The sequence below is a fragment of the Actinoplanes sp. URMC 104 genome, from assembly GCF_051386375.1.
Lineage (GTDB): Bacteria > Actinomycetota > Actinomycetes > Mycobacteriales > Micromonosporaceae > Actinoplanes.
Genome location: NZ_JBPQTO010000012.1, coordinates 117,029 through 141,584, shown reverse-complemented (window position 1 = coordinate 141,584; position 24,556 = coordinate 117,029). Strand labels below are relative to the sequence as shown.

The 24,556-nt window shown below is 73.5% G+C and carries 23 protein-coding genes; 11 read left to right on the top strand and 12 right to left on the bottom strand.

The window, feature by feature from the left end:
* Nucleotides 1-19 precede the first annotated feature (19 nt).
* Nucleotides 20-1,516, top strand: a complete 1,497-nt coding sequence (locus ACSNN8_RS39525) for a nucleotide disphospho-sugar-binding domain-containing protein (protein ID WP_436655878.1) — start codon at nucleotides 20-22, stop codon at nucleotides 1,514-1,516.
* A 750-nt stretch (nucleotides 1,517-2,266) separates the two neighbouring features.
* Here ACSNN8_RS39525 and ACSNN8_RS39520 read toward each other — a convergent pair.
* On the bottom strand, nucleotides 2,267-3,355 hold the full coding sequence (locus ACSNN8_RS39520) for a DMT family transporter (protein WP_436655876.1): 1,089 nt from the start codon (nucleotides 3,353-3,355) through the stop codon (nucleotides 2,267-2,269).
* Here ACSNN8_RS39520 and ACSNN8_RS39515 point away from each other — a divergent pair.
* Entirely contained in the window at nucleotides 3,354-4,742 is a 1,389-nt protein-coding gene (locus tag ACSNN8_RS39515) for a PLP-dependent aminotransferase family protein (RefSeq protein WP_436655874.1), read from the top strand. The two genes, ACSNN8_RS39520 and ACSNN8_RS39515, sit on opposite strands and share 2 nt — an antisense overlap.
* 7 nt (nucleotides 4,743-4,749) lie before the next feature.
* Here the strand turns inward: ACSNN8_RS39515 and ACSNN8_RS39510 are convergent, their stop codons facing one another.
* Genes ACSNN8_RS39510 through ACSNN8_RS39500 form a run of 3 tightly spaced genes read right to left on the bottom strand, consistent with a single transcriptional unit; the run spans nucleotide 4,750 to nucleotide 7,589 of the window.
* On the bottom strand, nucleotides 4,750-5,892 hold the full coding sequence (locus ACSNN8_RS39510) for a glycosyltransferase (RefSeq protein WP_436655872.1): 1,143 nt from the start codon (nucleotides 5,890-5,892) through the stop codon (nucleotides 4,750-4,752).
* Nucleotides 5,889-6,605: a lysophospholipid acyltransferase family protein gene (locus ACSNN8_RS39505; protein WP_436655870.1), complete on the bottom strand. Its 717-nt coding sequence runs from the start codon at nucleotides 6,603-6,605 to the stop codon at nucleotides 5,889-5,891. Before ACSNN8_RS39505 ends, ACSNN8_RS39510 begins: the two co-directional genes overlap by 4 nt.
* A gap of 27 nt (nucleotides 6,606-6,632) precedes the next feature.
* A complete protein-coding gene (locus ACSNN8_RS39500) occupies nucleotides 6,633-7,589 on the bottom strand; it encodes a nucleoside hydrolase (RefSeq protein WP_436655868.1) in 957 nt (318 codons plus the stop codon).
* 145 nt (nucleotides 7,590-7,734) lie between these two features.
* Between ACSNN8_RS39500 and ACSNN8_RS39495 the strand changes: the two genes are divergently transcribed.
* Nucleotides 7,735-8,658, top strand: coding sequence for a phosphotransferase family protein (locus ACSNN8_RS39495; protein WP_436655866.1), 924 nt, complete (start codon nucleotides 7,735-7,737; stop codon nucleotides 8,656-8,658).
* A 30-nt stretch (nucleotides 8,659-8,688) separates the two neighbouring features.
* Here the strand turns inward: ACSNN8_RS39495 and ACSNN8_RS39490 are convergent, their stop codons facing one another.
* The 3 genes from ACSNN8_RS39490 to ACSNN8_RS39480 all read right to left on the bottom strand — a co-directional run bounded on the left by ACSNN8_RS39490 (nucleotide 8,689) and on the right by ACSNN8_RS39480 (nucleotide 11,683).
* Nucleotides 8,689-9,507 carry an alpha/beta fold hydrolase gene (locus tag ACSNN8_RS39490; protein ID WP_436655864.1) on the bottom strand — a complete coding sequence of 273 codons (819 nt, stop codon included), beginning with the start codon at nucleotides 9,505-9,507 and terminating at the stop codon, nucleotides 8,689-8,691.
* Between the two features lie 74 nt (nucleotides 9,508-9,581).
* Nucleotides 9,582-10,481 carry an acetyltransferase gene (locus tag ACSNN8_RS39485; protein ID WP_436655862.1) on the bottom strand — a complete coding sequence of 300 codons (900 nt, stop codon included), beginning with the start codon at nucleotides 10,479-10,481 and terminating at the stop codon, nucleotides 9,582-9,584.
* Nucleotides 10,482-10,615: 134 nt separating this feature from the next.
* On the bottom strand, nucleotides 10,616-11,683 hold the full coding sequence (locus tag ACSNN8_RS39480; protein ID WP_436655860.1) for a PLP-dependent aminotransferase family protein: 1,068 nt from the start codon (nucleotides 11,681-11,683) through the stop codon (nucleotides 10,616-10,618).
* A 19-nt stretch (nucleotides 11,684-11,702) separates the two neighbouring features.
* Between ACSNN8_RS39480 and ACSNN8_RS39475 the strand changes: the two genes are divergently transcribed.
* Both ACSNN8_RS39475 and ACSNN8_RS39470 read left to right on the top strand, forming a co-directional pair.
* Nucleotides 11,703-12,644, top strand: a complete 942-nt coding sequence (locus tag ACSNN8_RS39475) for a phosphoglycerate dehydrogenase (protein ID WP_436655858.1) — start codon at nucleotides 11,703-11,705, stop codon at nucleotides 12,642-12,644.
* Between the two features lie 36 nt (nucleotides 12,645-12,680).
* Complete coding sequence (locus ACSNN8_RS39470; RefSeq protein WP_436655856.1) at nucleotides 12,681-13,295, top strand: MSMEG_1061 family FMN-dependent PPOX-type flavoprotein; 615 nt, start codon at nucleotides 12,681-12,683, stop codon at nucleotides 13,293-13,295.
* Between the two features lie 29 nt (nucleotides 13,296-13,324).
* On the opposite strand, the gene ACSNN8_RS39465 is transcribed toward ACSNN8_RS39470, so the two are convergent.
* Nucleotides 13,325-13,582, bottom strand: a complete 258-nt coding sequence (locus tag ACSNN8_RS39465) for an SRPBCC family protein (protein WP_436655854.1) — start codon at nucleotides 13,580-13,582, stop codon at nucleotides 13,325-13,327.
* A gap of 46 nt (nucleotides 13,583-13,628) precedes the next feature.
* A complete protein-coding gene (locus ACSNN8_RS39460; RefSeq protein WP_436655852.1) occupies nucleotides 13,629-14,534 on the bottom strand; it encodes a LysR family transcriptional regulator in 906 nt (301 codons plus the stop codon).
* Between the two features lie 81 nt (nucleotides 14,535-14,615).
* Here ACSNN8_RS39460 and ACSNN8_RS39455 point away from each other — a divergent pair, with 81 nt between their 5' ends.
* On the top strand, nucleotides 14,616-18,020 hold the full coding sequence (locus ACSNN8_RS39455) for a bifunctional proline dehydrogenase/L-glutamate gamma-semialdehyde dehydrogenase (protein ID WP_436655850.1): 3,405 nt from the start codon (nucleotides 14,616-14,618) through the stop codon (nucleotides 18,018-18,020).
* Between the two features lie 10 nt (nucleotides 18,021-18,030).
* Here ACSNN8_RS39455 and ACSNN8_RS39450 read toward each other — a convergent pair whose 3' ends face one another.
* Nucleotides 18,031-18,573, bottom strand: a complete 543-nt coding sequence (locus tag ACSNN8_RS39450) for a GNAT family N-acetyltransferase (RefSeq protein WP_436655848.1) — start codon at nucleotides 18,571-18,573, stop codon at nucleotides 18,031-18,033.
* A gap of 11 nt (nucleotides 18,574-18,584) precedes the next feature.
* On the bottom strand, nucleotides 18,585-19,214 hold the full coding sequence (locus ACSNN8_RS39445) for a dihydrofolate reductase family protein (RefSeq protein ID WP_436655846.1): 630 nt from the start codon (nucleotides 19,212-19,214) through the stop codon (nucleotides 18,585-18,587).
* An 88-nt stretch (nucleotides 19,215-19,302) separates the two neighbouring features.
* On the opposite strand from ACSNN8_RS39445, the gene ACSNN8_RS39440 reads away from it, so the two are divergent.
* From ACSNN8_RS39440 to ACSNN8_RS39430, 3 genes are read left to right on the top strand one after another with little or no spacing between them, the layout of a single operon-like run.
* Nucleotides 19,303-20,241, top strand: coding sequence for an aliphatic sulfonate ABC transporter substrate-binding protein (locus tag ACSNN8_RS39440; RefSeq protein ID WP_436655844.1), 939 nt, complete (start codon nucleotides 19,303-19,305; stop codon nucleotides 20,239-20,241).
* Nucleotides 20,238-21,053 carry an ABC transporter permease gene (locus ACSNN8_RS39435; RefSeq protein WP_436655842.1) on the top strand — a complete coding sequence of 272 codons (816 nt, stop codon included), beginning with the start codon at nucleotides 20,238-20,240 and terminating at the stop codon, nucleotides 21,051-21,053. The genes ACSNN8_RS39440 and ACSNN8_RS39435 overlap by 4 nt, the downstream gene beginning before the upstream one ends.
* On the top strand, nucleotides 21,026-21,736 hold the full coding sequence (locus ACSNN8_RS39430) for an ABC transporter ATP-binding protein (RefSeq protein ID WP_436655840.1): 711 nt from the start codon (nucleotides 21,026-21,028) through the stop codon (nucleotides 21,734-21,736). The genes ACSNN8_RS39435 and ACSNN8_RS39430 overlap by 28 nt, the downstream gene beginning before the upstream one ends.
* Here ACSNN8_RS39430 and ACSNN8_RS39425 read toward each other — a convergent pair.
* Nucleotides 21,733-22,824 carry an IS630 family transposase gene (locus ACSNN8_RS39425; protein WP_436651072.1) on the bottom strand — a complete coding sequence of 364 codons (1,092 nt, stop codon included), beginning with the start codon at nucleotides 22,822-22,824 and terminating at the stop codon, nucleotides 21,733-21,735. The two genes, ACSNN8_RS39430 and ACSNN8_RS39425, sit on opposite strands and share 4 nt — an antisense overlap.
* A gap of 307 nt (nucleotides 22,825-23,131) precedes the next feature.
* Between ACSNN8_RS39425 and ACSNN8_RS39420 the strand changes: the two genes are divergently transcribed.
* Complete coding sequence (locus ACSNN8_RS39420) at nucleotides 23,132-23,839, top strand: GntR family transcriptional regulator (protein WP_436655838.1); 708 nt, start codon at nucleotides 23,132-23,134, stop codon at nucleotides 23,837-23,839.
* Entirely contained in the window at nucleotides 23,836-24,540 is a 705-nt protein-coding gene (gene deoC, locus ACSNN8_RS39415) for a deoxyribose-phosphate aldolase (RefSeq protein WP_436655836.1), read from the top strand. The genes ACSNN8_RS39420 and deoC overlap by 4 nt, the downstream gene beginning before the upstream one ends.
* The last annotated feature ends 16 nt before the right edge of the window (nucleotides 24,541-24,556 follow it).

Below are 24,556 nucleotides of genomic sequence, written 5' to 3'. Positions count from 1 at the left end.
CGCGTGGTACAGACGGTCCATGCGCATCGTCTTCGTTGCCGCACCGCTGCAGGGCCACCTGCTGCCCCTGATCCCGCTCGCCGCCGCCTGCCGCGACGCCGGCCACGACGTGATCGTCGCGAGCGGCGGCTTCCCGCCCGACCTGCTCGGCTTGCGCACCGCCGACATCGGCGCCGGCTTCCACCTGCCGCGCAACGCGCTGCGGGTGAGCCTGCGCCATCCCCGCACCGCCCGGGCCGAGATGCGCGGCGTGGCCGGGAACGACTTCGTCGGCGAGGTGTTCGGCCGCGCCAACCGGTCGCTGACCGGCCCGCTGCTCGCCCTCGCCGAGCGGGAACGCCCCGACCTGATCGTCTTCGAGTCCCTCGCCGAGGCCGGCGCCATCGTCGCCGGGCGGCTGTCGATCCCTTCCGTGCACCACGAAACCACCCTGTGGCCCGCCACCGACCTCTTCCGCGCCGTGACGACCAGCCCGGCGCTCGCCGGCGAGCGCATCCCGGCGCCCGCCCTGACCCTCACCGTCACGCCGCCGAGCCTGCACGCCACCGCCGTCGCACCAACGCTGCCTTCCTCGCACCGGGCCGCGCCCGCGGGGTCGGTGCCCTCCTCGGCCGGCGGTGGGCCGGTGGTGTCTTTTTCGGGCGGCGATGCGCGGGCGGTGTCTTCCTCGGGCGGCGTTGGGTCGGCGGTGTCTTCTCCGGGCGGGGCCGCGCCGCCGGGGCCGGTATCGTCCTCGGACGACGGCGGGGCGGCAGGGTCGGTGTCTTCCCCGGGCGGCGCTGGGCACGCAGGGCCTTTACCTTCCTCCGGCGGAACCGGGTCGACGAGGCCGAGTTCTTACTCGGGCGGTGCCGTGCCGACGGGGGCTGTGCCTTTCTCAGGCGGTGCGCCGCGGTCGGTGCCTTCTTCGGGCGCCGCGACGGACGGGCCAACGTCGGTGCCGGGCGCCGCCGCGGACGGGGTGGCACTGATGCGGCCGGTGCCGTTCTCGGGCGGCGGCGCGGTGCCGGACTGGCTGCGCGTTCGCGGTGACCGCCCCCGCGTGCTGGTCAGCCGGAGCACCCTCGGCGCCCCGAACGACGCCGACCCCGCCCCGGCGATCATCGCCGCCGCCGCGCAGGTGGACGCGGAGTTCGTGCTGGTCCGCCCCGCGAAGACGGGCAAGCTGCCGCCGAACGTGCGGGCCGTGGGCCGGATGCCGCTGAGCGAACTGCTGCCGTACGCCGACGCCTTCGTCCACCACGCGGGCGCGGGCAGCGTGCTCGGCGGCCTCGCCGCGGGCCTGCCCCAGCTCGTCACGCCCGGGATGGGCGACCGCCGCTACAACGCCGGCCTGCTGGAACGGCGCGGCGCCGGGATCGCCGTCGACGCCCGCGCCATCACCGCCGCCCACCTCAACCAGCTGCTCACCGACGAGGAGCTACGAGCAGCCGCTCGGGAGGTCGCCGCCGAGATAGCCGCGATGCCCGCCCCCGCCTCGATCGTCCCCCTCCTGGAGCGGCTGGTGCGGGGCTGAGCGGAGGCGCTCGCCGCTTCGATCGCGCCCACGCACGGGGAAGCAGCGGCGCTCGCCCGCCTTGGCCGTCTTTGTCCTGGAGCGGTCGCACAAACTTCGGGCGGAGGCGCTCACCACCCCGGTAGTCGCACCGTGGAGCGAGGAGCGCTGTGGTTGAGGGGATGCCGGCGCCGCCTCACTTGCGCGTTCGTTAGTGGGTGTTCGCGTGGGGTGGAGCGGAGGGGCTCGCCACCTCGGAGCGGCTAGCGCCATGTCGAGGGGAGGTTCTTGCCGCCTCGGTCGCGTGTTTGCTCGTGAGGTTCGCGCGGGTTGGAGCGGTGGCGCTCGCCGACCGGGTTGTCCCGCTGAACCGGCTTGGCGGGGTGAAGCGAGGGTATTCGCCGCCGCCCACCCGCAGCGGCTCTGCGCGGGGTTGAGCGGACGCCGTCGCCGCTTCGGTCGTCTCCGCCCTGGACCGGCTCGCGTATGGCGGGACGGCGCAGCCGCAGGCTCGTACTGCGGCCCATCGGTGCGGAGGGACTCGCTGTCCTGGAGCGGCTAGCGCGGGGTGGAGCGGACGCCCTCGCCGCCTCGGTGGCGCCCATGCTCGATGAGTTCGCGCGGGGTGGAGCGGTGGCGCTTACCGACACGTTGTCTCGCCCTGAACGAGCTCGCACAGGGTGGAGCGGTGGCGTTCGCTGCTCCAGCGGACTCCGCCTTGGACCGGCTCGTGTGGAGTTGAGCTGATGCCCTCGCTGCCTCGGCATCCCGTCACTCGAGAGGTTTGCGCGGACCGGAGCTGAGGCGCTCGCCGACCCGGTTGTCTCCGCCCCGGACCGGCTCGCGCAGGGTTGAGTGGCGACGCTTGCCGCCCAGGGGCGGCTCGGGCGGGGTGGAGCGGAAGGGCTCGGGCGGGGTGGAGCGGAAGGGCTCGGGCGGGGTGGAGCGGGAGGGCGCGCGCGGGGTGGAGCGGATCCGCTGGATCAGCGCGACGCAGGCGAGGACGGCCACGGCGGCGAGGAGGGAGGTGGGGGTTACGGGCTCGTGCAGCAGCAGCGCGGACCAGAGCAGCGTGAGCACCGGCTGGGCGAGCTGGATCTGGCCGACGCGGGCGATGCCGCCTCGGGCCAGGCCCGCGTACCAGGCGAAGAAGCCCAGGAACATCGACACGGCGGTCAGGTAGGCGAACGACGACCAGGCGGCGGGGCCGGCGTGCGGGGGACGGGCCGCAGCGGCGGCGAGGGTGATCGGGACGGTCACCGGCAGGGACAGCAGCAGCGCCCAGCTGATCGTGCGGGCGCCGCCCAGTTCGCGGGAGAGCGCGCCGCCCTCGGCGTAGCCGAGCCCGCACAGCACCACCGCGGCGAGCAGGAACAGGTCGGCGGGCGAGAGCGCCCCGCGCGCGGTGCCGGTGAGGACGAGGAAGCCGAGGACGACCACCAGGCCCGCGGCGCAGGCGATCCAGAACCCGGCCGGCGGGCGCTCGCCGGCGCGGACGACGGCGAACACGGCGGTCATGGCCGGCAGGACGGTGACGACCACGGCGCCGTGGGCGGAGGTCTGTGTGGTCAGCGCCAGCGACGTGAACAGCGGGAAGCCGACGACGACGCCGAGCGCGACGACCGAAAGGCGGCGCCACTGGGCGGCGGTCGGGCGGGGCGCGCGGACGTACCGGAGGTAGGCCCCGGCCAGCAGGGCGGCGCCCACGGCACGGCCGAACGCGACGAACCACGGGTCGAGCTCGTGCACGGCCACCCGCGTCGCCGGCAGCGACATGCTGAACGCCAGAACGCCCAGCGCGCCCAGGGCGAGGCCGGCCGTTACCGTGTCCGGCGAAGTAGCGCTACTGTGTGCTCTCATGAATGACGGTAACGCAGCGGCACGCGTTATCCAAGATCTGCGGGTACGGGTGAGCGCGGCACCGGCCGGGACCCGGCTTCCCTCGGTACGGGAGCTGACCGCGCGCCACCGGGCCTCGCCGGTGACCATCGCGGCCGCCATCCGGGCGCTCACCAGGGATGGCCTGGTCGAGACCCGCCCGGGCCGGGGCACGTTCGTGGCCCCGCGGCCGCCGGCGGCACCGCGTACGCCGGACCTCTCGTGGCAGACCGTGGTGCTCGGCGCACGCCGCCGCGGCGAGGAGGAGCTGCGGGCGTTACTCGCTTTGCCGCCCGAAGGGGCGATCCCGCTGTCCGGCGGCTACCTCGACGAGAGCCTGCAGCCGACCGCCGCGCTCGGCGCCGCGCTGGCCCGGGCGGCCCGCCAGCCCGCCGCCTGGCAGCGCGGTCCCGCCGAGGGCCGCGCCGACCTGCGCGCCTGGTTCGCGCGCGACGTGGGGCTGCGCGCCGACGACATGGTGATCTGCCCGGGCGGGCAGGCCGCGCTGTCCTCCGCGCTGCGGGCGCTGGCCGAGCCGGGCGACACGCTGCTGGTCGAGTCGCCGACCTACCTGGGCGCGCTCGCCGCCGCCCGTGCCGCTGGGCTGCACGTGCTGCCCGTGCCCACCGACGCCGACGGGGTGCGGCCCGACCAGCTGGCGGCCGCGTTCGCCCGCACCGGCGCGCGGCTGTTCTACTGCCAGCCGTTGCACGCCAACCCGACCGGCGCCACGCTGAGCGCCGCCCGGCGCGCGGGCACGCTCGCGGCCGTACGGGAAGCAGGCGCCTTTCTCCTCGAGGACGACTACGCGCGCGACCTCACCGTGGACGGCGAGCCGCCCCCGCCGCTCGCCGCGGACGACCCCGACGGCCACGTGATCTATCTGCGGTCGCTGACGAAGAGCGCCGCACCGGGCCTGCGCATCGCCGCGGTCGGCGCGCGCGGCCCCGCGGGTGCGCGGCTGCGGGCCGTGAGGCTGCTCGACGAGCTGTTCGTCGCGGGCCCGCTGCAGCAGGCCGCGCTGGAGTTCGTCACGTCTCCCGCTTGGGACCGGCACCGCCGCGCCCTGCGGGCCTCGTTGCGTGCGCGGCGCGAGGCGCTGCTGGCCGCACTGCAGCGGCACCCGCCCGGTCTTCAGTGGACGGTTCCGCGCGGCGGGCTGCATCTGTGGGTACGCCTGGACGACGCCTGCGACGACGTGGCGGTGGCGTCGGCGGCCGCCGCCTCGGGGGTCGTCGTCTTCCCCGGACGTCCGTGGTTCGCCGCCGAGGCGCCCGGGCCGTATCTGCGCCTCACCTATGCGGCGGCCCCGCCCGAGCTGATGGACGAGGCCGTCCGCCGGCTCGCGTCCGTCGTCGCGGCATCGTGAACGGCAGTCAGGTTCCGGCCGTCAGCCTGCGGTAGAGGCTCAGCAGCCGTTCGAGGTAGAGCGACGGCGGGTACGCGGCGGTGGCCGCCAAGCCGTCCTCGATCACGCGCTTGCGCAGGTCGTCGTCGTCGAGCAGGCGCAGCAGCGCCGCCGCGAACGCCCGCGGCGTGGGATCGCAGGTGAAGCGCGCCGGGCCCGTGCCGCCGGGGCGGATGCCGAGGGCGGGATCGGCCACGACGACGGGCAGCCCGGCCGCCTCCGCCTCGGCCACGACGAGGCTCTGGGTGTCCGTGGTGGACGCGAAGGCCAGGATGTCCGCCGACCGGTAGAAGGCGCTCACCTCCGCGGCGGGCACCGGGGGAAGCACGTCGACGTGGCGTTCGAGGCGGCGCGACCGCAGGTTCCTGTCGAGGGCGCCGCGGGCCTGGCGCACGCCCAGCAGGACCAGGCGGGCGTCGGGCCTCGTGGCGCGCAGCAGGGCGAACGCGTCGAGCAGCAGGTCCGGGTTCTTCTCCGCGGTCACCCGGCCGACCGACAGGACGACGGACCCGCGCCGCTGCGGCGCTCGCGGCTCGGCGGGTGGCACCGGCGTCGGGAGCACGCAGATCTCCGGCGGGCGGGTGAGCGGCGGGGTGGTGAACACGGCCAGACCCGCGGCCGTCTTCTCGGACGGCGCGACGGCGGCGGCCATGCGCGCGGCCATGCCGCGTCCGAGCGCCACCAGGCGGCGGCGCCGGACCTCACCCGGGCGGGCGAGCTCGCGGAACTCGCGGGCCGACCAGCCGAGCCGCAACTGCCACGCGCACCACGCCGCGCCGATCGGGATCTCGGGGAAGACGTCCGCGTACGCGAGCAGGTCGGTGTGCCAGGTGACCACCAGCGGCGCCCGCCACCGTGCCGCGCACCGGAAGCCCGCAATGCCGATCGGGCCGGTCGTGTGCACGTGGACGAGCCCGGCCGGCGCGCACCGGAACCACGGCCATCCGACCCGCAGATCGCGCCCGGGAACGCGTACGGACGGAACCGGACCCGGCTCGTGGAGATCGACCTCGCAGCCGGCGGACCGCAGCAGACCGACGGTCAGCGCGGCCGAGCGGGAGACGCCGTCCGGACGCCCCGTGTGGCTGTCGCAGAAGTGGGCGATCCTCACGGCACACCGAGCGCGCCCGCGATCGACCGGCGGGCCGCCTCCCGCAGGTCGTCCACGCCGGCGAACTCGCCCGGAAGCAGCGGCGGCAGCACCTCCACGCGCACGTCGACGTGCTCGCGCAGCACCAGGCCGTGGCGCGGAAGGGCGGCCCGGGTGCCGTGCACCGCGATCGGGATGACCGGCACCTGGTGGCGTACGGCGAGGTCGAAAGCCCCGTCCTTGAACGGCTGCAGGGAACCGTCGGGCGTGCGCCTGCCCTCCGGGAAGATCATCACCGGCGATCCGGCCGCGAGCAGCCGGTCGCAGTGCTCCATCATCCGGCGCACCGACGCCGAGCTGCCGCGCACCAGCGGCACGTAGTCGTTGAGCCGCATGTTCCAGCCGATCAGCGGCACGCGGAAGATCTCCTGCTTGGACACCCACTTGAACGGCCGGAACAGCGCGAACAGCACCAGGATGTCGATAAGCGAGGCGTGGTTGGCCACCAGCACCGCCGCTCCGCGCCACGGCAGCTGCTCGCGGCCGCTGACGCGCAGGCGCCACAGCGGGTTCACGTACACGTAGAAGGCCGCCCACGCCGACGAGTACAGGTGCAGCGCGACCCGCCGGCGGTCGAAGGGCAGCGTCACCAGCCGCACCAGCACGGCGCCGGCGAAGAACAGCACACAGGTGACGCCGATGAACGCCCAGTACGTGACCGAGAAGGCTCGCATGCGCGCCAGCGTAGAGCGCGACGGCTCCTACAGCTGGGCCATGTGCTTGAGGAACAGTTGCATGAAGGCGGCGCTGTCCACCTGCGTGGCGATCAGGCAGTTCGGCTCGGGGGCGTCGCTCGAGGTGAGCAGGTCGGCGACGGTGACGCCCCGGGTGAGCGGGCTGGTGACCTCGACCTGCACCAGGGCGGGCTGCCAGGCGACCAATCCGGGGTCGCTGACGACGGCGACGGCGAGGGCGTCGTGCATGGGGGCGCTCGTCAGGTTCTGCCCCGGGTACGCGGTGCCGAGGAAGTCGATCCAGGCGTGCGCGCACCGGCCCGCGTGCGTCGCGAACGGCCGGCCGGTGTTCTGCAGGTGGTCGGCGTCGTCGCGGGTGAGCTGCACCTCGAGGGTGACGTCGAGGCCGATGAAGCGGATCGGGGCGCCGCTGTTCAGCACCATCGCGGCGGCCTCCGGGTCGACCCAGATGTTGAACTCGCCGGGCATGCTGACCTTCTGGGTCGTCCGGAGGAAGACGCCGCCCATCACGACGATCTCCTTCACGGCCGTGGCGAGAGCGGGCTCCAGCGCGAGGGCGACGGCCAGGTTCGTCAGCGGGCCGATGGCCACGATCGTGATCTCGCCGGGGTTGGCCAGGACGTGGTCCACGATGGCGGTGGCGGCGCGCCCCGGCGCCGGCGACAGCGCGGCAAGGCGCTCCTGCACGCCGGCGACCCGGTTGCGGGTGGGGTGGTCGTGCAGGGGCCGCAGCAGGGGGGTGCGCGCGCCCTTGACGACGGGGATGTCCCGGCGGCCGAGTCGCTCGAGCAGGTCCAGCGTCAGCAGCGTGGAGGTGTCGACGTCGGTGTTGCCGTTCACGGTGGTGATCAGCTCGACGCGCTGGTCGGGCAGGTCCAGGGCCAGCGCGAGCGCGAAGCCGTCGTCGACGTCCGAACCGGGCGCTCCCATGGCCAGGTCGGTATCAAGAATGAGCCGGTGCATACGCCCGACCCTACTGTCACGTGAGAGGAGGTTTAAACCTCTTTGGTCTGAGTTTTTCTTCACAGCCCTAATGGGGGACACGAAGGCACCGACCGGCATGCGGCGTGCCCTTGAGAGCCCGGCCGGGATCGGCGATGGTCTGTCGATGGAATCGGCGATCAAGGCGTGGGTCGAAGGGGTGGCGCTCGCGGGGCTGCGGGTCGTGGAGACCCGCACACTGACCGGTGGCTACAGCAACGACAACACCGCGCTCACGATGGACGACGGCGGGCGGTACGTGCTGCGACGGTATCGGGGAGCCAACCGGTGCCGGCTCGAGACGGCGATCGCGCGGCGGCTGGCGGGGGTCGTGCCGGTCGCGGAGGTGGTGGCCGCGGATCCGGGCGGCGAGGTGGCGGGGGAGCCGGTGCTGCTCTCCCGGTTCGTCGAGGGGGAGCCGGTCGGCGAACTGCTCGAGAAGCTGGACGAGGACGCCCTCGCCGAGCTGGGTCACGACGTCGGGGTGACGCTGGCGCGCATCGGGAGCGTCGAGTTCGCCCGGCCCGGGTTCTTCACGGCCGGGCAGGGGCTCGAGCCGGACGGGGTGGAGCCGACCGAGGGGCTGGATCTGTTCGTGGAGCGCTGTCTCCGCGAGGGAAACGCGGGCGGGCACCTCGGCGAACAGGAGCAGAGTGCGCTGCGCGAGTGGGCGGCGCGGGCGGCTCGGGAGCTGGCGGTGCTGAAGGGGTCGCGGCGGCTGGTGCACTCCGACTACAACCCCAAGAACCTGCTGGCCGTCGCCGAGGGCGGGCGGTGGCGGGTGGCGGCCGTGCTGGACTGGGAGTTCGCGTTCAGCAGCTCGCCGCTGGTGGACGTGGGCAACATGCTGAGGTTCCCCACGCCGCATGCGTACGCCGACGGTTTCGTGGCGGGCTTTCGCGACGGGGGTGGGGCGCTGCCGGAGGGCTGGCGCCGCCTCAGCCGGGCGCTGGACCTGTTCGCGCTGGCCGACTTCCTCACCCGGCCGGTCGATCACCGCTACTTCGGCCGCGCGATCGAGCGCATCCGCGCCCTGGTGGCGGCCGGCTGAGCGAACGGTGAGGCGCAGCCGGCCGCCGGGTCAGAGCCAGCCGAGCAGGGCCCGGTTGAACTCGGACGCGTGGGACACGTTGATGCCGTGCGGGCCGCCCTCGATGATGATCACGCCGCTGTCGGGCAGGGCCTCGTGCGTACGCTTGCCGGAACCCTCGAACGGCACGATCGCGTCGGCGTCGCCGTGGATGATCAGGGCGGGGACGGTCACCTTGGCGAGGTCGTCGCGGAAGTCGGTCAGCCCGAACGCCTGCATGGCCTCCAGCGCGGCCAGCTTGCTCGCCTGCTGGGCGAGCGCGACGGCCTCCTCGCGCTGCTCCTCGGTGACGCAGAGCCTGCCGTGGGCGGAGAAGAACTCGGTGGTGAACTGCTCGTAGAACTTGTCCTTGTCGGCGGTCAGCCGGGCGGTCATCTTGGCCGCCTCGGTTCTGGTGAGCGGGCCGTCGGGGTTGTCGGAGCCGTGCAGCAGGTACGGCGTCACGGCCGCGGCGAAGACGACGCTGCGCAGGCGGTCCTCGCCGTGGCGGGCGATGTACCGGGCGACCTCGCCGCCGCCCATCGAGAAGCCCACCAGCGTCACGTCGCGCAGGTCGAGCGTGGTGAGCAGCGCGGCGAGGTCGTCGGCGAGGTGGTCGTAGCCGTACCCGAGCCTGGGCTTGTCCGACTCGCCGAAGCCGCGCCGGTCGTACGTGACCACCCGGTATCCCGCGGCGCTCAGCGGGCCGACGGTGGCCGCCCAGGACCGCCCGCTCAGCGGCCAGCCGTGGATCAGCACCACGGGCCGGCCGTTGCCGCCGGTGTCCTCGTAGTGCAGCGCGTTGTCGGAGGCGCCCTTGACAGTCGGCATCAGCCGTTCACATCCCTGGTTCCGGTCCGGCGTTGGTGACCACCGCGAATATCCCCGCGGTGAGCAGCGCAAACCTATGCACGCGGCGCGTACGCGAGCCGGGAGCGCACGTGCCGGAAGCCCGCTCGTTCCAGGTCGGCCACCACGGCGGTACGGTCGGCGTCCACATCGGCGACCACCTCCTGCGCGCCGCCGTCCGTGAGCGCCCGCACGGCCGCGGCGAGCAGGGCGACGCGGGCGGCCGGCGCCCGTACGCCGGGAAGGACGCCCAGATAGCCGAGCAGCGGCCAGCACGCCTGCCCGGCCGTGCCCGCCACGCCGAGGGCCTCGCCGCCGGAGTGCGCGACGTGCCAGGCGGTGGCGTCGCCGGTCAGCCAGGGCAGCGGATCGGTGGCCAGGTCGAGACCGGCGACCGCGCGGGCCGTCTCGCTGCCGGTGAGGATGTCGGGCGAGGCGATCCGGGCGACGAGCGCGGTGATCTCCGCCGGACCGGAGGCGGGGCGCACGGAGACGGCAGGCTCCGGGGTGACGGGGGCCGGGGGCACGAGGCGGAAGCGGAGCCGCTCGCCGGCGGGCACGAGCCCGGCCAGAGCGGCGGCCGCCGAGGTGCCGGAGACGGCGGCGGCCACGGAGGGCACTGACCGCCAGCCGGGAGGCAGCGCCGCGTAGTAGGGCCGCGGCCCGCCCAGCGCGGCATGGGCGGCCTTCAGCAGGGCGGCGCCCACCGCGGGACTGTCGGCGAGGTCGAACCGCTCGAGCCACGGCCCGCCGACGGCGCCGGGCGGCAGCACCCACGCCGCGCGGGCCACGACGCGGCCGTCGCGCAGGGCGACCCACGTGCGCGACGGATGGAAGCCGCCGGCGGCCAGCCCTTGGGCGTACGAGATCTGAACGAGCATGGGAAGCGGATCGGGCATCGAGTCGAACAGCGACTCCTCGCCGGCGACCAGCGGGCGGTGCACGACGGAGCTCATGGCGGAAACCTCCAGGCGCGAACGGCTGCGCCCCGAAGTCAGACCCGCGGGAACGCCGGGCCGCGGAAGGGGCGCGAAACGTGGGACACGGTGCGACCTCCTTTCCGGACCGATGACGGCGTGGGCCGACCCTATCAAGCCGCCGCGATCGCCGCCCGCAGCCGCGCGCCCGCCTCCGCGAGGCCGGCCGCGGACAGGTGCGAGAAGCTCAGGCGTACGTGCTGCTCGCCGCCGCCGTCCACATGGAACACCGGGCCGGGCAGGAACGACGTGCCGTGCCGTTCGGCGATCGGCAGCAGCCGTGTGGCGCCGACGCCGGCGGGCAGCCGCAGCCACACGAACCAGCCGCCGGCCGGCGCCGCGACGCCGAGCGCGCCGGTCAGCGCGTCCCGCTGCGCTCGGTAGCTCTCGCGCAGAACGGCGACATGCCGGTCGTACGCCCCGGAGGCGCCGAACTCCGCCATGGTCATCGCGGTCGTGTGGTTGACGCCGCCGCCGCTGTGCACGGAGCCGAGCCGGGCCAGCCGCTCGACGATCGGGGCCGCCGCGTTGACCCAGCCCAGCCGCAGCCCCGGCGCGACGGTCTTCGAGAAGGTGCCGAGCCGGACGACGTTCGCACCCGGCGCCAGCCGCCACAGCGCGTCCGGCGCCGCGCCCGCATAGGACAGTTCGCGGTACGTGTCGTCCTCCACGATCGTCAGGCCCGACGACACCAGCTCGCGCCGCCGGTCGGCGGGCAGGCTCGCGCCGGTCGGGTTGCCGAAGGTCGGCACGAGGTAGAGGAACGCCGGCCGGTGTTCCCGAGCGAGCGCCGCGACCGCCGACGGGTCGTCCGCGCGCACCGGCACCAGCCGTACGCCCAGGTCTGTCAGGATCTTGAACGCCAGGTGGTAGGTCGGGGAGTCCACCAGCACGACGTCGCCGGGCGCGGCGAGCACCTGCGTGACCAGCGAGAGCCCGTGCGAGGTGCCCGCGGTCACGAAGGTCTGCGCCGGCGCGGCGTCGCCCAGATGCGCCGACAGCCAGTCGAGCAGCGGCGCCGGCCCGGTGGCGTGCCCGTAGGTGAGCGCCTGCCAGCCGTACGCGGAAAGGGCCCTCTCGTGAGCCGCGGCCCACGCGGACACCGGCAGCAGCGCCGGCCGGGGATGTCCCCAGCCGAGGTCGAGAATCCCGTCGCGATGGTGGAACTGAACGATCGTCACACCGACCAGAATGGGGGACATGAAGCTTCTGCTGCCCGACAGCGTGGACCTCGACCTCGACCTGCCCGACGGCGTCACCGCGCACCGCTACGCGGTCGACCGCCCGATCCCGCAGGAGCACACCGACGCGACGGCCCTGGTCGTCTGGAACAACCCCGGCGACCAGCTGCGGGACGCGGCCGGCCGGTTGGCGGCGCTGCGCTGGGTGCAGACGCTCGCCGCCGGCCCCGACGCCGTGGTCGCGGCCGGGTTCGGGCCCGACGTGGTGATCACCTCGGGCCGCGGCCTGCACGACGCCACGGTCGCCGAGCACACCCTCGCCATGACGCTGGCCGCCGTGCGCCATTTCCACGTGCTCGTCCGGGCCCAGATCGGGCACCGCTGGGCCGACGAGGTGCGCGACCGGCAGGCCGCCCCGCCGACGCAACGCCGGTACACGCTGCGCGACGCGCACGTGGTGATCTGGGGCTTCGGCGGCATCGCGGCCGAGCTCACCCCGCACCTGACCGCGCTGGGCGCGCGCGTCACCGGGGTGGCCCGCCACGCCGGGACGCGCCACGGCGTCGAGGTCGTCACGCCCGCCGACTTCCCGGGCCTGCTGCCGAGCGCCGACGTGCTGATCAACATCCTGCCCGCGACCGACCAGACCCGCCACGCGCTCGACGCCGGCGTGCTGGCGCACCTGCCCGCCCACGCGTGGGTCGTCAACGTCGGCCGCGGCGCCACGCTCGACGAGTCCGCGCTGCTGGCCGCGCTGCGGGAGGGCCGGCTCGGCGGCGCCGCGCTCGACGTGTTCGAGACCGAGCCGCTGCCCGCCGGCTCGCCGCTGTGGGACGAGCCGAACGTCCTGATCACCCCGCACGTCGCCGGCGGCCGTCCGTGGGGCGCCGCCGGGCTGGTGGCTGAGAACTTGGCCGCATTCCTGGACGGCCGTCCGCTGCGCAACGTGGTCGGAGGCTAGCCTGGCCTTCCCCCGGTCGACGAGCACGGAGAAGGCATGACGAGGGTCATCACCAGCGCGGAGGAGCTGCGCGAGTACGTGGCGCCGCCCCCGCGCTTCATCGCCGAGAAGGGCATCGACCACATCGACGCGCAGTCGCGCCGGTTCCTCGAGCTCAGCCCGTTCTTCCTGCTGGCGACCACCGCCGACGACGGCACCTGCGACGTCTCCCCGCGCGGCGACCCGGCCGGCAGCGTGCTGGTGCTCGACGACCGCACGCTGGCCTTCGCCGACCGCAAGGGCAACGGCCGCCTCGACAGCCTGCTCAACATCGTCGAGCACCCCCGCGTGGGCCTGCTGTTCCTGGTGCCGGGTTCCGGCGACACCGTACGGGTCAACGGCCGCGCCCGCATCGTCGCCGGCGCGCCCTACCTGGACCGTCTGACGATGCGGGGCGTCACGCCCGCGCTGGCCGTCGAGGTGACCGTCGAGGAGCTCTTCCTGCACTGCGCGCGGGCCTTCGTCCGCTCCTCGCTGTGGGACGTGAGCTCCTGGCCCGCGCGGGGCGACGTCCCCAGCGCCGGCACGATCGCCAAGAGCATCTCCCGCACCGACGTCGAGGCCGCCACGATCGACGAGGCCCTGGAGACCGCCGCCCGCGACGCCTACTGAGGCGCGTCCCTCCCGGCGGCCGGCGCGGGTCAGCCCGGGGCGTCGCGGACGTCCCGGCCCTGCTCGGCGAAGGCCTTGAAGTCCTGCAGGTGCCGGCGCGACTGCTTGCGGAAGGCGCCGCGCATCACGAGCCCGGCCAGCCGCATCGGCAAGCCGCTGAACCGGAACTCGCTCTCGCTCTGCCAGAGCGTCGTCCGCGGCCCGGCCTCGGTCAGCCGGTCCCGCACGGCGTTCCACATGCCGATCTCGATCGAGACGGTGTACTTCATGGCGGGCGCGCTCCGCATGCTCGAGCGAACGGTGTCCAGCGCAGCTTCAGGGTAGTCCGGCGCCTCATGCGCGGCGGAGGTCGCCGGCGACGCGTTCGAGGGTCTCGCGCAGGGCGTGGGCGGCGGGGGAGGCGGCGCCGGAGAGGCGCTGGGCGGTGAACAGCGTGCGGCGGGGCAGGCCGGGCAGGTCGAGCAGGCGGCAGGAGGTGTCGCGCCCGGCCCAGACCAGGTCGGGGATGAGCGCGACGGCGTTGCCGGACTCGACGAGGCGGATGTGGGCCTGCAGGTCGGCGGTCTCGTAGCGGACGTCGGGGTCGAACCCGGTGGAGCGGCACAGCTGCTCGGCGAAGTGGCGGGAGGCGGTGCCGCGCGGCTCCATCACCCAGGGCATAGCGCGGGCCTGCTCGAGCGAGGCGACCGGGTGCAGGGCGGCCCCGGCGGCGGGCAGAGCCAGGCGGATCGCGTCGGTGGTCAGCGGGCGGCGGTCGAGGCCGGGGTGGTGTGGCGCGGCGTGAGCCGGGTACTGCTCTGCGATCACCATGTCGAAGTCGCGGGCCCAGGTCTCGCGCAGCGCCTCCTCGGGCTCGCGCTGCACCATCTCGACCCGTACGTCCGGAAAGCGGGTGGCCATGGCGAGCAGCGTCGCCGGCATGAGCGCCAGCGCGGCCGACTGGAAGACGGCGAGCCGCACGCGGCCGCTGACGGTGGCGACCGACGCCTGCAGGCGGGCCTCGGCGCGCTCCAGGGTTTCGAGCACCTCGCCCACCGACTCGACCAGCACCTCGGCCTGCGGGGTGAGCTGCACGCCCCGGCCGGCCTTGCGCAGCAGCGGCAGGCCGGCCTCCCGTTCCAGCTGGCTGAGCTGCTGCGACACCGCCGACGGCGAGAAGTTGAGCGCCTCGGCCACGGCGGCGATCGTGCCGCGGATCGCGAGCTCGCGGAGCAGGACCAGACGCCGGATCTCGAGCACGCCCAATGGTAAGCAGAACTGAAGAATACTCGTCGAAAACCGTCGCTTTTCCTGAACGGAGCACGGAAGGACACTCTTGTCATGTCTGATGTCGCCCCGTCGCCCGCCGGCATCCCGGCCGCCGACCCCGAACTCGCCCACGAGGCGATCGACCTGGTCCGCCGTTGGCTGCACGAGTCGTCCGCGATCAAGCCGAGCGCCTCCGCAGCGCAGCTCGCGGGCCTCCTGCGCGACCCGAAGGGCCTGGCGTTCGCCGTCGGCTTCGTCGACGGCGTGGTGCGGCCCGAGGACGTGCGGGTCAGCGCCCGCGCCCTGGCCGCCCTGGCGCCGGACGTTCCCCGCTTCCTGCCTCTCCCGCTGCGGGCCGCGGTGCGCGCCGGCGGCGTGCTCGCCCCGGTGCTGCCCGGCGTGGTGGTGCCGATCGCCCGCCGGGTGCTGCGCCGCATGGTCGGCCACCTGATCGTCGACGCGAGCGACGCCAAGCTGGGCCGTGCGATCGCGAAGATCAAGCGCCGGGACGTACGCCTGAACGTCAACCTGCTGGGCGAGGCGGTGCTCGGCCGTGGCGAGGCGAACCGCCGGCTGCGCGAGACCGAGCGGCTGCTCGCGCGCGACGACGTCGACTACGTGTCGATCAAGGTGTCGGCCACCGTCGCCCCGCACAACCCGTGGGCGTTCGACGAGGCGGTCGCCGAGATCGTGGAGCAGCTCACCCCGCTGTTCACGCTCGCGGCCACGGCCCGGACGCGCAAGTTCGTCAACCTCGACATGGAGGAGTACAAGGACCTCGACCTCACGATCGCGGTCTTCACCCGGCTGCTGGAGAAGCCCGAGCTGCACGACCTCGAGGCCGGCATCGTCCTGCAGGCGTACCTGCCCGACGCGCTCGCCGCGATGATCCGGCTGCAGGAGTGGGCGGCCAAGCGGCGCGCGAACGGCGGCGCCGGCATCAAGGTCCGCCTGGTGAAGGGCGCGAACCTGCCGATGGAGCAGGTTGAGGCCACGGTGCACGGCTGGCCGCTGGCGACCTGGGGCAGCAAGCGCGAGACCGACACGAACTACAAGCGGGTGCTGGACTACGCCCTGCGGCCCGACCACATCACCAACGTGCGGCTGGGCGTCGCCGGGCACAACCTGTTCGACGTCGCGTACGCCTGGCTGCTGGCCGGCCGCCGCGGGGTGCGCGCCGGGGTCGAGTTCGAGATGCTGCTCGGCATGGCCGAGGGGCAGGCCGAGGTGGTCCGGCGCGAGGTGGGCGGGCTGCTGCTCTACACGCCGGTGGTGCGCCCGGAGCAGTTCGACGTCGCCATCGCGTACCTGATCCGCCGCCTCGAGGAGGGCGCGAGCAGCGACAACTTCATGTCCGCGGTCTTCGAGCTGGACAGCGACGACGGGCTGTTCGCCCGCGAGCGCGACCGGTTCCTCGCCTCCCTCGCGGAGCTGGACGACGCGGTGCCGCAGCCGCGCCGGGTCCCGGTCACGGCGTCCAACGGGCCCGGCCACTTCGAGAACACCCCCGACACCGACCCGGCCGTCGCCTCGAACCGGACCTGGGTCCGCGAGGTGCTCGCCCGCGTGCCCGGCTCGGCCGCCGGCGTCGCCACCATCGACGCCGCCCGCATCACCGACGAGCGCGGCCTCGACGACCGGCTGGGCGCCGCCGTCGCGGCGGCCGCCGCCTGGGGCACGATGCCGGGCGCGGAGCGCGGCGCCGTGCTGCACCGCATCGGCGACGCCCTCGAGGCCCGCCGCGCCGACCTCATCGAGGTGATGGCCGCCGAGACCGGCAAGACCGCCGACCAGGCCGACCCCGAGGTGTCCGAGGCCGTCGACTTCGCGCACTACTACGCGGAGCTCGCGGCGGAGCTGGACACCGTGGACGGCGCGGTCGCCGTACCGGAGAAGCTCACCCTGGTCACGCCGCCGTGGAACTTCCCCGTCGCCATCCCGGCCGGCTCGGTGCTGTCCGCGCTGGCCGCCGGCTCCGCGGTCGTGCTCAAGCCGGCCGGACCGGCCGAGCGCTGCGGCGCCGTGCTGGCCGACATCATCAAGCCCGTGCTGCCCGACGCCGACCTGCTCACGCTGGTGCAGGTCGAGGAGAAGGCGCTGGGCCGCGAGCTGATCAGCCACGCGCTGGTCGACCGGGTGATCCTGACCGGGGCGTACGAGACCGCGGAGCTGTTCCGCTCGTTCCGCGCCGACCTGCCGCTGCTCGCCGAGACCAGCGGCAAGAACGCGATCATCGTGACCCCCAGCGCCGACCTCGACCTTGCCGTCAAGGACGTGATCAGCTCCGCCTTCGGGCACGCCGGCCAGAAGTGCTCGGCCGCCTCGCTGGTCGTGCTCGTCGGCTCGGTCGCCCGCTCCGAGCGGTTCCGCCACCAGCTGCTCGACGCCGCGTCGTCGCTGACCGTCGGCTACCCCACCGACCCGCGCAGCCAGGTCGGGCCGGTCATCGAGCCCGCCGCCGGCAAGCTGCTCTCCGGGCTGACCGAGCTCGCCCCCGGCGAGAAGTGGCTGCTCGAGCCGCGGCAGCTCGACGACAGCGGACGGCTGTGGAGCCCCGGCATCCGCGACGGCGTGCGCCGCGGCTCCGACTACCACCGCACCGAGTACTTCGGCCCGGTGCTGGGCATCATGGCCGCCGAGACCCTCGACGAGGCGATCGACCTGGTCAACGACGTCGACTTCGGACTGACCTCGGGGCTGCACTCGCTCGACCCGGCCGAGCTGGAGCTGTGGCTCGACCGGGTGCAGGCGGGCAACCTGTACGTCAACCGCGGCATCACCGGCGCCATCGTGCGGCGGCAGCCGTTCGGCGGCTGGAAGCGCTCGGCGGTCGGCCCCGGCACCAAGGCGGGCGGCCCGAACTACCTGGTGGGCCTCACCGGCTGGCGGTCCGCCGAGTCCACCGCCGAGGCCAAGGTGGACGACGTGGCGGTGCGGGCGCTGCTCAACGCCGCCGCGTCCCTGGAGGGCGCGGACATGCTCGAACGTGCCGCCCGCAGCGACGCCGCCGCGTTCGCCGGCCACTTCGCGCAGGCCGACGTGTCCGGCCTGTGGGCCGAGCGCAACGTGCTGCGCTACCTGCCGGTTCCGGTCGAGGTGCGGCTGTCGCAGGGCGAGCCGCTCGCGGCGCTGGTGCGGGTCGTCGCCGCGGGCGTACGCGCCGGGGCCCCGCTGCGGGTCTCGACGGCCACGCCGCTGCCGGCCGCCCTGGCCGCCGCGATCCCTGCCGACGTACGGGTGGAGGACGACGCCACCTTCGCCGCCGGCCTGCGCGGCGCCACCCGCGTCCGGCTGATCGGCGGCTCGGTGCAGGCCCTCGCCCGGGCCACCGGCGGGCGCCCCGACCTGGCCGTCTGGTCGGGCCCGGTCACCGAGGCGGGCCGCGTCGAGCTGCTGCCGTTCCTGCACGAGCAGGCCGTCAGCATCACGGCCCACCGCTTCGGCAACCCCGACAAGCTGGCGGCCTCCGTCCTGTAGTCGCGGCCGCTCACCTGTCGTGAGCGGCCGCTCCGCCGGTCGGGAACGCGTCGCGCTCGATGCCGTAGAGGGCAGCGTCGCAGCCGTACCAGTGGCCGTCGCGCTCGTGCCGCATGCCGATCTTCTCGAGCACGCGGCGCGACGCGGCGTTCTCGTGCCGCACCACGGCGACGACCCGCGCCAGGCCGTGCTGCTCGAACGCGAAGCGCAGCACGGCCAGCGCCGCCTCGGTGGCGTAGCCGTGCCCCCAGGCCGGCCGCCCCAGGTAGTAGGCGAGCTCGACGTCGTCGCCACCCTCGAGGCGCTGCAGCCCGCAGTGCCCTAGAACTGCGCCCGACGAGCGTTCGGCGGCGATCCACATGCCGAACCCGTCCCGGCTCCACGCGTCGAGGCGGCCGGCCCAGCGGCGCAGGCTGTCGGCCAGCGGCACGCGGGTGTGCGTCCAGGTCACCGCCGGGTCGTCGTCGACGGCCGCCCGATGCGCCGCCAGGTCCTCCGCCCGGAACTGGCGCAGCAGCAGCCGCTCCGTCGTGATCTCGGCTGATGTCTCCATGCGTGTGACTTTCACACCCGGGTGAGGGTCAGGTGGGTGACGCCGCCGGGGGAGGGGATGGTCTCGATCCGGTAGTCGCTCTCCAGACCCTCGAGCCCGTCCCAGAGGCGTACGCCCCGGCCGAGCAGGATGGGGACCACGGCGATGTGCGCGTGGTCGACCAGCCGGGCGGCGAGGAAGTCGCGGACGACGGTGGGCCCGCCGCCGATGCGCACGTCCTTGCCCTGCGCGGCCTCGCGGGCCGCCTCGAGCGCCTCGGCCGGGGAGGCGTCCAGGAAGCGGAACGTCGTGCCACCCTCCATCTCGAGCGGCGGCCGGGGGTGGTGGGTGAGGACGAGCACCGGCGTGTGGAACGGCGGGTTGGGCCCCCACCAGCCCTTCCAGTCCGGGTCCTCGTGCCAGCCGGCCGGGCCGTACTTGCCGGCGCCCATGATCTCCGCGCCGATCCCGGCGTCGAACTGCCGGGCGAAGAGGTCGTCGACGCCGCCGCTGCCCCCGGGGCCACTCCACCACCTGGTCGCGAACATCCACTCGTGCAGCCGTTCCCCGGCGTGGCCGAACGGGGCGTCGGCGGTCAGACCCTCGCCGGTGCCGAAGCCGTCGAGCGAGATCGAGAAGTTCTGGACCCGGGCGAGTGCCATGGGGTCATGGTGGTCGCCGGGCGTGGCCGCGTCCACCCCACATCTCCACCACTTCTCTATTTCCTATGGGTTAGATAGAGTGCGGTACATGCGTCGATCGCTTGCGGCAGTTGCGACCCTGCTCCTGGCCGTGGCCCTCGCGGGCTGCGGAAACGACTCCGAGGCCGCCGAGGAGGACAGCGGCACCCTGCGCATCGGCTACCAGCGCTTCGGCGGGCTCAGCCTGATCAAGGCCCGCGGCGACGCGCCGGGCGTGACCTGGTCGCTGTTCGAGAGCGGCCCCGCGCTGACCGAGGCGCTCAAGGCCGGCGCCATCGACCTCGGGCAGACCGGGGAGGCCCCGCCGATCTTCGCGGCCGCGGCTAAGACCGACTTCGTCATCGCCGGGGTCGGAGCGCCGTCGCCCAGGAGTGAGGCCGTGCTGGTCAAGGAGTCCAAGGGCTTCCGCACGTTCGCCGACCTCAAGGGCAAGACGGTGGCCCTCAACAAGGGGTCCAACGTGCACTGGCTGCTCGTCAAGCTGCTCGAGGCCAACAAGATGACCCTGCAGGACATCAACGTCAAGTACCTCAAGCCCGCCGAGGGGCGGCCCGCCTTCGACAACGACCAGGTCGACGCGTGGATCATCTGGGACCCGTACTTCGCGCTGGCCGAGCAGCCGGGCGTCAAGGTGCTGGCCGACGCGACCGGGCTGGCGAACAACCGCGAGTACATCCTGGTCGGCAAGAACGCGGCCGGGCAGAAGACGGACCAGATCAAAAGCTTCCTGCAGACGTACGAGAAGACGACCGCCTGGGGCATCGAGCACCCCGACGAGAGGGCGGCCGTCCTAGCGCCCGAGCTCAAGATCGACGAGCCGACCACCAAGCGGGCCCTGGCCCGCGCGGCGCAGCCGGTCGACAAGCTCGACGGGATCGGCGACGAGATCCAGGCCATCGCGGACGGGTTCGCCGACCTGAAGCTCATCCCCGGCAAGGTGGACGTCAAGTCGCTGGTGGACACCCGGTTCGCGGAGGCCGCGCCGTGACGCTCGTGGCGGCGCCCGAGATCGCCGAGACCGTCAAGGCGGCCCCGCCGCGCCGCAGGATCCGGTGGCAGCGCCTGGTCAGCCCCGTGCTGATCCTGGCGCTGTGGGAGATCGCGTCGCGGGCCGGGCTGATCGGCGAGGACAAGCTGCCCGCCCCGAGCACGGTGCTGCAGACGGGCTGGCGGCTCGCCCGCGACGGCACGCTGGGCGACCACCTGCTCGACTCGCTCACCCGCGCGCTGATCGGGCTGGCCATCGGCGGCGTCCTCGCGCTGGTGCTGGGCTCGGTCGCCGGGCTGCTGCGGGCCGGCGACGACGCGATCGACCCGCCCGTGCAGATGGCCCGCATGCTGCCGCACCTGGCGCTCGTCCCGCTGCTGATCATCTGGGTCGGCATCGGGGAGTCCATGAAGATCACGCTGGTGGCGCTGGGAGCCTTCTTCCCGCTCTACTTCAACACGTACGCCGGCATCCGCGACATCGACGAACGGCTCGTGGAGGCCGCGCGCACCTGCGGGCTCGGCACCTGGCAACGGATCCGCCACGTGGTGCTGCCCGGCGCGCTGCCGTCGCTGTTCCTGGGGCTGCGCCTGGCGATCGGGGCGGCGTGGCTGAGCCTGGTGGTCGGCGAGCAGACCAACACGCAGAACGGCATCGGCTTCCTCATGATGGAGGCCCGCGAGTTCAGCCAGACCGACGTCGTGGTGCTCGGGCTGTTCGTGTACGCCGCGCTGGGCCTGCTGTCCGACCTGCTGCTCCGCATCCTCGAGAGGAGGGCCCTGGCGTGGCGCCGAGGCCTGCAAGCGACCTAGTCGTCCACGCCCGGGGCGTACGCCGCTCGTTCGGCCCCGCGACCGTCCTGGACGGCGCCGACCTCGACATCGCCCGCGGCGAGGTGGTGGCGCTGCTGGGCGGCAGCGGCTCGGGCAAGAGCACGCTGCTGCGCATCCTGGCCGGCCTCGACGCGGACGCCACCGGCGACTTCACCGTGGACCGGCGGCACGCGGTCGTCTTCCAGGAGCACCGCCTGCTGCCGTGGAAGCGGGTCATCGACAACGTCGCCCTCGGCGTCGCGGACCGCTCCCGCTGCACCGGCGCGCTGGCCGAGGTCGGGCTGGCCGACCGCGCGAAGGCCTGGCCCGCCGAGCTCTCCGGCGGCCAGGCGCAGCGGGTCGCGTTCGCCCGCGCGCTGGCCCGCGAGCCGGAACTGCTGCTGCTCGACGAGCCGTTCGGCGCCCTGGACGCGCTGACCCGGCTGCGCATGCAGGAGCTGTTCAACCGGCTGCGCTCCCGCCACGGCTTCGCCGCGCTGCTGGTCACCCACGACGTCGACGAGGCGCTGCTGCTGGCCGACCGCGCTCTGGTCCTCGACCGCGGCGTCATCGCCGCCGACCTGCCCGTCACCCTCGACCACCCGCGGGCCCCCGACGCCCCCGGCTTCGGCGCCCTGCGCCGCCAGTTGCTCGACCTGCTCGGCGTGCCCCTGGCCCGCTAGTGTCGTGAGTCGTTTATGCGTGTGCAGTAGCGCTTGATGGATTCGAGGATCTGGTCGGCGGTCTTGGTCCAGACGTAGGGCCGTGGGTCGTCGTTCCAGATCTCGATCCAGTCGCGGATGTCTTGGTTGAGTTCGCGTACCGAGCGGTGGGTGCCACGCTGCAGCTTCTTGCTGGTCAGTTCACCGAACCAACGCTCGACCAGGTTCAGCCACGAGCTGCTGGTTGGGGTGAAGTGCAGGACGAACCGTGGGTGGGCGGCCAGCCAGCGTTTGATCGCCGGGGTTTTGTGCGTGGAGGCGTTGTCCAGCACCACATGCACGTCCAATTCAGCGGGCACCTCACGATCGAGGGTCTGCAGGAACTTCTTGAACTCGATCGCCCGGTGCCGGGCATGCAACGAGCCGATCACCTTGCCGGTGCTCAGATCCAGCGCGGCGTAAAGACTGGACGTGCCGGCCCGGACGTAGTCGTGCGAGGCACGGGCCGGGGTTCCGGGCAGCATCGGCAACACCGGCGCGGTCCGGTCCAATGCCTGGATCTGCGACTTCTCATCGACACACAACACCACCGCCCGCTCCGGCGGATCCAGATACAAGCCGACGACGTCGCGCACCTTGTCGATGAACTGCGGATCCTTCGACAGCTTCCACGTGTCCTGCCGGTGCGGCTGCAAACCGAACGCCCGCCAAATCCTAGAGACCGCCGTCTGTGACAGGCCCACCTCGGCGGCCAGCGACCGGGTCGACCAGTGCGTGGCGTCTTTCGGCGTGGTTTCCAGAGTGGTGGTGACCACCCGCTCCACATCGGCGTCGGCGATCGTGCGGGGCCGGCCCGGGCGCGGCTCGTCCAGCAACCCCTCAAGCCGATCCGCGGCGAACCGGTTACGCCACTTGGTCACCGTGTTCCGAGAGACCCCAAGCTCTTCGGCGATCACCCCGTTCGGCGCCCCCGCCGAATCCGCGCAGGCAAGCACCACCCGTGATCGCATCGCGATCGCTTGAGCGCTCGACGGACGCCGCGACCAGGCCAGCAACTGCTCCCGCTCATCGTCAGTGAGCACGATCGGCACTGCAATCGAGGACGGCATACCACCCACCGTACCCACTGACAACGATTTAACGACTCAGGACACTAGGTGCCGTCGCCACCCGACCACGAGGTCCTCCCTGTCGAGGGCAAGTTCCGGGCCGGTCTCACCGACGCTCAGGCGGACGGCGCGTATCTGCGAATCCGGCGAAGGATGCCGGCGAGCAGGAGTGACGTGCCGGTCCGGTGACCGGACTCTCTCAGCGCCCAGCTTCTGAGCAGCTTGACTTCGCACCCGGGATTCTGGCATCTTCTAGGTTGTCTAGAGGACCTGGAGGACCGGAGTGGTCAAGACACCGCCGCTGTATGTGCGGATCGAACGTGAGTTGCGGACCCGTCTGGCGCAGGCGCAGCCCGGTGACGTCGTGCCGGCCGAGTCGGCTCTTGCCGAGGAGTTCGGCGTGGCTCGGATGACGATGCGGGCGGCGCTCAACGCGCTGGAGTCCGACGGGCTGATCGAGCGGATCCAGGGGCGGGGCACGTTCGTGCGGCAGCAGCCTGTTCCGCGGGCGGCGGGGACCTTGATGAGCTTCCAGGACCAGGTACGCAGCTGGGGCCGGGTCCCGCGATCCCGCCTGGTGCAGGGCGAGGTCCGGGCGGCGTCCCCGGCGGAGGCGGCGGCGTTGCAGCTGACCGCCGCGGCGCCGCGGGTGGTCTCGATCGTCCGGGTGCGGTTCGCCGACGACGTGCCGCTGGCCGTCGAGTACGCCTGTTTCCCGCCGCACCTCGACGCGCTGCTCGACCTCGACCTGGAGAGCGGGTCGCTGCATCGCGCTCTGCACGAGCGGGGACTGCGGCCCACGCTGGGCTCCTCCCGGCTGACCGCCCAGCGCGCCGGCGCCGACGGCGGGCTGCTGAACGTGCCGTCCGACGAACCGCTGCTGGTCGAGACCCGGCTGATCGTGGACCAGCACTCGGCGCCGCTGGAACACACCGTCAGCCGCTATGTCGGCGACCGTTACGAACTGCAGGTCACTTTCGACGTGCAGCCACCCCGAGCAGGAGAGAACCGATGACCATCGCCAAGATGATCGACCACTCGCTGTTGCGCCCCGAGCTGACCACCGACGACGTCCGGCACGGCTGCGAGGTCGCCGGGCGTCGCGAGGTCGCGTCCGTCTGCGTCCGCCCCACCGACGTGGAGCTCGCCAAGGCGGCCCTCGCGGGCACGGGTGTCCTGGTCGGAACCGTGGCCGGATTCCCGCACGGCGACACCCGCACCACCGTCAAGGTCACGGAGACCCGCGAACTGGTCGAGGCCGGCGCCGACGAGATCGACATGGTTCTGCACATCGGACGGCTCCGCAGCGGCGACACCGCTTACGTTCACGACGACATCGCCGCTGTGGTCGCCGCCGCGCAGGGCCACGTCGTCAAGGTGATCCTGGAGAACGCGTACCTGACCGACGAGCAGAAGGCCACCGGATGCCGGCTGGCCGAACAGGCAGGCGCGCACTTCGTGAAGACCAGCACCGGTTTCGCTCCCGGCGGCGCCACCCTGGCCGACATCCAACTGATGCGCGCCACTGTCTCCCCGCACATCGCGGTCAAGGCGGCCGGCGGGGTCCGCAGCCTCGACACCCTGCTCACCCTGCACCGGGCCGGCGCCACCCGCTTCGGCGCGACCGCCACCGAGGCCATCCTGGACGACTTCGCCGCCCGCGAACGCGGCGAGCGCCCGGCCACCCTGGCGCGGGCCTCCGGCGGGGCCTACTGACCGGCGCCGCAGCGGG

What these genes read in the sequence shown, in the direction of transcription:
- ACSNN8_RS39525 (WP_436655878.1), top strand. Translation starts at nt 20, where the DNA reads ATGCGCATCGTCTTCGTTGCCGCACCGCTGCAGGGCCACCTGCTGCCC.
- ACSNN8_RS39515 (WP_436655874.1), top strand. Translation starts at nt 3,354, where the DNA reads ATGAATGACGGTAACGCAGCGGCACGCGTTATCCAAGATCTGCGGGTA.
- ACSNN8_RS39520 (WP_436655876.1), bottom strand. Translation starts at nt 3,355, where the DNA reads ATGAGAGCACACAGTAGCGCTACTTCGCCGGACACGGTAACGGCCGGC.
- ACSNN8_RS39505 (WP_436655870.1), bottom strand. Translation starts at nt 6,605, where the DNA reads ATGCGAGCCTTCTCGGTCACGTACTGGGCGTTCATCGGCGTCACCTGT.
- ACSNN8_RS39500 (WP_436655868.1), bottom strand. Translation starts at nt 7,589, where the DNA reads ATGCACCGGCTCATTCTTGATACCGACCTGGCCATGGGAGCGCCCGGT.
- ACSNN8_RS39495 (WP_436655866.1), top strand. Translation starts at nt 7,735, where the DNA reads ATGGAATCGGCGATCAAGGCGTGGGTCGAAGGGGTGGCGCTCGCGGGG.
- ACSNN8_RS39490 (WP_436655864.1), bottom strand. Translation starts at nt 9,507, where the DNA reads ATGCCGACTGTCAAGGGCGCCTCCGACAACGCGCTGCACTACGAGGAC.
- ACSNN8_RS39485 (WP_436655862.1), bottom strand. Translation starts at nt 10,481, where the DNA reads ATGAGCTCCGTCGTGCACCGCCCGCTGGTCGCCGGCGAGGAGTCGCTG.
- ACSNN8_RS39475 (WP_436655858.1), top strand. Translation starts at nt 11,703, where the DNA reads ATGAAGCTTCTGCTGCCCGACAGCGTGGACCTCGACCTCGACCTGCCC.
- ACSNN8_RS39470 (WP_436655856.1), top strand. Translation starts at nt 12,681, where the DNA reads ATGACGAGGGTCATCACCAGCGCGGAGGAGCTGCGCGAGTACGTGGCG.
- ACSNN8_RS39465 (WP_436655854.1), bottom strand. Translation starts at nt 13,582, where the DNA reads ATGCGGAGCGCGCCCGCCATGAAGTACACCGTCTCGATCGAGATCGGC.
- ACSNN8_RS39455 (WP_436655850.1), top strand. Translation starts at nt 14,616, where the DNA reads ATGTCTGATGTCGCCCCGTCGCCCGCCGGCATCCCGGCCGCCGACCCC.
- ACSNN8_RS39450 (WP_436655848.1), bottom strand. Translation starts at nt 18,573, where the DNA reads ATGGAGACATCAGCCGAGATCACGACGGAGCGGCTGCTGCTGCGCCAG.
- ACSNN8_RS39445 (WP_436655846.1), bottom strand. Translation starts at nt 19,214, where the DNA reads ATGGCACTCGCCCGGGTCCAGAACTTCTCGATCTCGCTCGACGGCTTC.
- ACSNN8_RS39440 (WP_436655844.1), top strand. Translation starts at nt 19,303, where the DNA reads ATGCGTCGATCGCTTGCGGCAGTTGCGACCCTGCTCCTGGCCGTGGCC.
- ACSNN8_RS39425 (WP_436651072.1), bottom strand. Translation starts at nt 22,824, where the DNA reads ATGCCGTCCTCGATTGCAGTGCCGATCGTGCTCACTGACGATGAGCGG.
- deoC (WP_436655836.1), top strand. Translation starts at nt 23,836, where the DNA reads ATGACCATCGCCAAGATGATCGACCACTCGCTGTTGCGCCCCGAGCTG.